Annotated in this window: 2 protein-coding genes; one reads left to right on the top strand and one right to left on the bottom strand. The window is 67.0% G+C overall.

The features are described 5' to 3' along the window. Positions 1–628 precede the first annotated feature (628 nt). The gene (locus ACFZDE_RS38595) at positions 629–3,016 is read left to right on the top strand and encodes a Helicase associated domain protein (protein ID WP_391214878.1); all 2,388 of its coding nucleotides are present in this window, start codon (positions 629–631) and stop codon (positions 3,014–3,016) included. Positions 3,017–3,104: 88 nt separating this feature from the next. Here the strand turns inward: ACFZDE_RS38595 and ACFZDE_RS38590 are convergent, their stop codons facing one another. After that, on the bottom strand, positions 3,105–3,875 hold the full coding sequence (locus tag ACFZDE_RS38590; RefSeq protein ID WP_391214868.1) for a hypothetical protein: 771 nt from the start codon (positions 3,873–3,875) through the stop codon (positions 3,105–3,107). Positions 3,876–4,788: the final 913 nt, after the last annotated feature.

Below are 4,788 nucleotides of genomic sequence, written 5' to 3'. Positions count from 1 at the left end.
CCCGCGGAGCGGGTATCCCAGCGCTGGCGCGCTGGGAAGCGGAATTCGCTTCGCGAATTCGCGAAAGGCGCTGCGCGCCTTTCCGCTAAACCCGCTCCGCGAGTTTAGCAATTCCCGCTGCGCGGGAATTCGGATTTCCGCTGCGCTCCAATCCTGGCCCGGTCCGCTGCGCTCCCCGGGAGGGCGTCCGCTGCGCTCCCGCCCAACCGGCTCCGCCGGGCATCTAGGTGAGGGTGTATCATCCGTCCGCCTGTGTAGCCTCTGGGATTCGGGCCCGCCACCCCGGTAGACCGGGCCCGAGGGTCGGAACTGACGAACCATCGACCTGACGGAGTGTCAGCCCCATCGAAGAGACGGGCTCGCTGCGCTCCACCCGAACCCCACCCCCGGCCTCGAAACTGGCCACTCACGTTCACCAATACCGCGCCAGCATACACTACAATTCGCCGCATCGGGGCGAGATTTAGCCATGTGTCACCCTGGGGCGGGAACATGGCCCGTGGGTGATGCATCACAAAGCTTAGCTGTGTAGAGTCTGGGATCAGACACCACATCCTCCGGCCGCCCTCGCTGCGCAGGGCTTTCCTTTCAGATTGCGCGCCACATTCCGCGAAAAGGAGACACGGGAATGGCCGTGAAACTGCGTGACCATCAGATCGAGGCCGTTGCCGCCATTGTGCGCGGTCTCGATATCCCGCCGGGCGGCATTCCCGTTAATGGCTTGCGCGGGCAGGTACACGCCGCGTGCGGGACGGGAAAGACAATCATCGCGGCGGCATCGGCAAAGCGCCTTGTACCCAAGGGCCGCATTCTCGTGCTGGTGCCGACGCTGGACCTGCTGACCCAGACCGTCCAGGCGTGGCGTGCGGCCGGGCACACGGGGCCAGCGATTGCGGTGTGCTCGCTCCAGGACGACCCAAAGCTGTGGAACCTGAAGGTGCGCGCCACCACGAACCCCGTGCAGCTGGCTCTGTGGCATGGCCGGGGGCCGGTGACCATCTTCGGGACGTACGCCTCGCTGGGGGTCCTGGCGGAGGCGTTCGAGGGCGCCTACGGCCAGCAGCTGGCCCCAGTGGACCTCACGGTGGTGGACGAGGCCCACCGGACTTCGGGCTCGATGGGTAAGGCGTGGGCCGACGTCCACAACCAGGGCGTCATCCCCTCGCACCGCCGGCTGTACCTGACGGCTACCCCGCGGATCTGGGAAGAGCGGCTCCATCGGGAGGTCGCCGAGGGGGTGCGCGACCCGCTGCCGCGCGAGATGGCAGCCTCCATGGACGACGAGAAGGTCTTCGGCCCCGTCCTGTACAAGCTCTCGCTGGCGTCGGCCGTTTCGCGCGGGTTGCTGGCGCGGTACCAGATCATCGTCCTGGAGCTCCAGGACCCGGTCGTCACGCCCGAGCGGCTGATGGGCGAGGACCGGCACACTGAGGAAGTCCGCGGGCAGCGGCTCGGGGCGCTCCAGGCCGCGCTCCTGCACACGATGGCGCAGCACGACCTGTCGACCTGCATCACCTTCCACCGTCGGACGATCGAGGCGCAGGCGTACGCGAAGGGCCTGGAGCGCGTGGCGGCGAAGCTGCACGCCAACGAGCCGGAGAAGTACCCGTCGAAGATCTGGGCGGACTGGCTGTGTGGCGAGCACGTCCCCGAGCGCCGGCGGGAGGTGCTCGCCGGGTTCGGGACCACCGCGCGGCGTGCTGTCCTGTCGAACTGCCGTGTCCTGGGTGAGGGCGTCGACATCCGGGCCGTGGACTCTGTGGCACTACTCGACCCCAAGGGCGCGCCGCACGACATCGTCCAGGCCATCGGCCGGGCCCTGCGTCAGAAGCCGGGACAAGGGAAACTCGCCTCTTTGATCGTGCCGGTATTCCTCCAGCCCGGGGAAAAGCCGGAGGACATGTTCACCTCGGGATCGTATCGGCCCTTGGTGAAAGTCCTTGAAGGGTTGAGGGCGCATGATGAAGAGGCTATCGAATTGCTCGCGATCCCGCAGGAGCCGCAGAAGGACGTCGTGCAGCCCTCGGTCGGCATTGGTACGGAGCCGGAGGAAGGCGAGGAAGAATCCCGTCTCCTGCTGCGCTTTTCCGCTCCCCGGGATCCCGTGATGGTCGCGGACTGGGTGTCCTTCAACGTGATCGACACGGAGAAGCAGGACTGGGCGCGCGGCTGGGCGAAGCTCAAGGCGTATGTCGAGCGGGAGGGGAACGCCCGCGTGCCCTACGGGCACCGCGAGGGAGCGACACCCCTTGGGCAGTGGGTCGCAGAACAACGACGGGCCTACGGCGCCGGGGAGATGAGCGGACAGCGCGCCCGGCGGCTGGAACGGCTCGGCATGGTGTGGTCGGTGGCCGATGAGCGGTTCCAGGAGAACCTGGAGGCCGCCAAGGCGTACTACGAGCAGCACTGGAGCCTCTGTGCTCCGAGGTCCGCCGTGGCACTGGACCGGCCGGTGGGGCAGTGGTTAAGCAACCTTCGGCGGCCTGGTGCGCTGGACGGACACCCCGAGTGGAAGGCCGCGCTGGAGGCCGTGGACGAGGACTGGAACCCCCGGTGGCCGGCGCAGTGGCAGCGGCACTACGCCGCGCTGCGGGAGCTGCTGGCCGACGAGGAGGGGCCGGCGGAGGTCCTGCCGGGGGTCACGGTCCACGGCATGGACCTCGGGAAGTGGCTGGCCCTGCAGCGCAAGCCCGAGGTGTGGGAGGCCCTGACGGACGGGCAGCGCGAGCGCCTGGAGCAGCTCGGCATCGCGCCGCTGGCCCCCGAGCCGGAGGAGCCCGTTAAGGCGTCCACGGCGCCTGTGAGTGCCTTCGAGCGGGGCGTTGCAGCTCTGGCGCAGTACAAGGCCCGCGAGGGCTCTGTGAAGGTCCCCAGGACCCACGTAGAACGGCTGGAGGACGGCACCGAGGTCCGGCTTGGCGTGTGGATCATGAACCAGAAAGGCCGCCGCGGGAAGCTCACGGCGGACAAACTCGCCCAGCTCGCCAACCTCGGACTCGAATGGGCGACATCCTGACGCGGCCGGATGGGCCCCGGGCGCTGGGCCTGGAACTCTGTGGCGCTACCGCGACGGCCTCGACAAAGTCGTCTATCGAACTGAGGGTTCAGTACAGCGCGATCGCGTCGATGACTATGGCGGGACCGGAGATGTACGCGTGGACATCGTCGTCGGGTACATCCAGGCCCAGCCGGCTGAGCTGTTGGGTGACCTCCTGGAGGTCATCCTGGATCTGCGTCATCATGATGCGGCGCATCAGGAACTCCCACCCATGCAGGAGCCATTCGTCGGTGACGAGGAAGTCGCCATCCGGGATCAGTCGGTACACGCTGCCGAGGACACGCAGATCTCCCTCCAGGCGATCCGCCGACGCTTCGTTGATGAAGAAGTCGGGGCGTACGTTGACGTACACCTTGTGCGGCAGAGAACTTCCCGTGACTTCCAGAAGCATGGGCAGAGGTAGCAACTCGTTGTGCAGGTAGACCCGTTGGATCGCCTGCGCAACGTCCGGGTCGGCCACATCCAGGTTGGCGAGCTCGCTGAGATCGTTGATGTCGCGGTCCAGCATGAGCCGCCGGAAGACGAAGAACACCTTGCTCATCACGCTTACGGCTGTGATCCGCGCGGTGCCCTCGATCTCGACAAGGGCGTCCTTGGAGAGCGCTGCGTCTCCGGCGGGATTGACGTTGACCGCCTTCTCGCGGATCAGTCCGTCGATCACCTTGGAGACGGTCGCCTTCTCCCTGGGGGCCAGGCTGTACGTCGACTGGAACTGGTAGTCGCTCCCTGCGGAGCCACTCAGTGCTAGCGCGCCGAGGCCCGCCTTTCCGCCGCCGGACCGCTTGCTCACCGTCATCTCTACGATGTCCTGCGCCACAGGGACGTCGATGTCGTGGTACTCCGCCTGGGACAGCAACGTCTCTAGATCGAGAAAGCTGGGAGACCTCAATGTCATGGGAGAAGTCTTCCATCCGGCACTGACAACAGTACCTCGCGAGCGTCTGTGGGCGCCTATCGCGCAACGGGCCGCGGCTGCCGATGTCCGGTCGGTTGGGCGCGTTCCCTGGCGAAGCCTACGGATGCTGTGTGCCCGATATGCTGGTGGTGGAGTTCCTCTTCGTGAGGTCCTTGTTTGGCCGGTGCCCTTGCCACCCGCTTCGGCGGACTGGGCGCCGGCCGCTCTTCATTTGGGTCTGCCGCCCTCGCGCATGCAGCCGACGTCTATCAGCGCGGCCTGACTGTGCCCTCACGCTCCCTGTACTCGGATCCGGTGTCAGGTAGGTCGCTCACCCCGCGGAGTGCGGTGTCCTGTGCGTACCTGTCCCTTCAACCTCGGGGCCGGCGCATGGCGCGCAGGCCCGGCTGCGGCCACCGGTACTTGCGGGAGGAAACGGCCGCAGGTCGACCTCGACTTGGTAGTGGATCGTTCCGTCGGCCCAATCCTGGCGTGCTTGGACGAGGGCGTACCGCCACTTCCCGTCTGACCACACGGCCAGGGCAGGCCGGTTCCCCGACGGCCAGGTCCTCACCTGTGGCTGGGGTCCGTCTTCGGGCCGCCAGGGGCGGGACTCGACCGGCTCCGGGATCTGCTCTGCGCTCACACTCCGAGCCTATGCGCACTCACCTGGAGTGCCGGCGGGGCGTGAGCAGACCTCTGGTGCTGCCACCTGCCAGCGCGTATCGGCAGGAACACTGGGGACTGCTGCAAGGTTGGGTGACACCTGACCTGGCTCGCTGAGAAGCGGCCTGGAAGGATGTTGCAGTGCCCAAGCCGTATCCGAAGGAGTTCC

The sequence above is a fragment of the Streptomyces sp. NPDC007929 genome, from assembly GCF_042959065.1.
Taxonomy (GTDB): domain Bacteria; phylum Actinomycetota; class Actinomycetes; order Streptomycetales; family Streptomycetaceae; genus Streptomyces.
Note: the sequence above shows the minus strand (reverse complement) of the source record. Positions and strands in the feature narration are given on the sequence as shown.

Bases quoted from the DNA above. Each gene is read 5' to 3' on its own strand.
- ACFZDE_RS38595 (WP_391214878.1), top strand. From the start codon at position 629: ATGGCCGTGAAACTGCGTGACCATCAGATCGAGGCCGTTGCCGCCATT.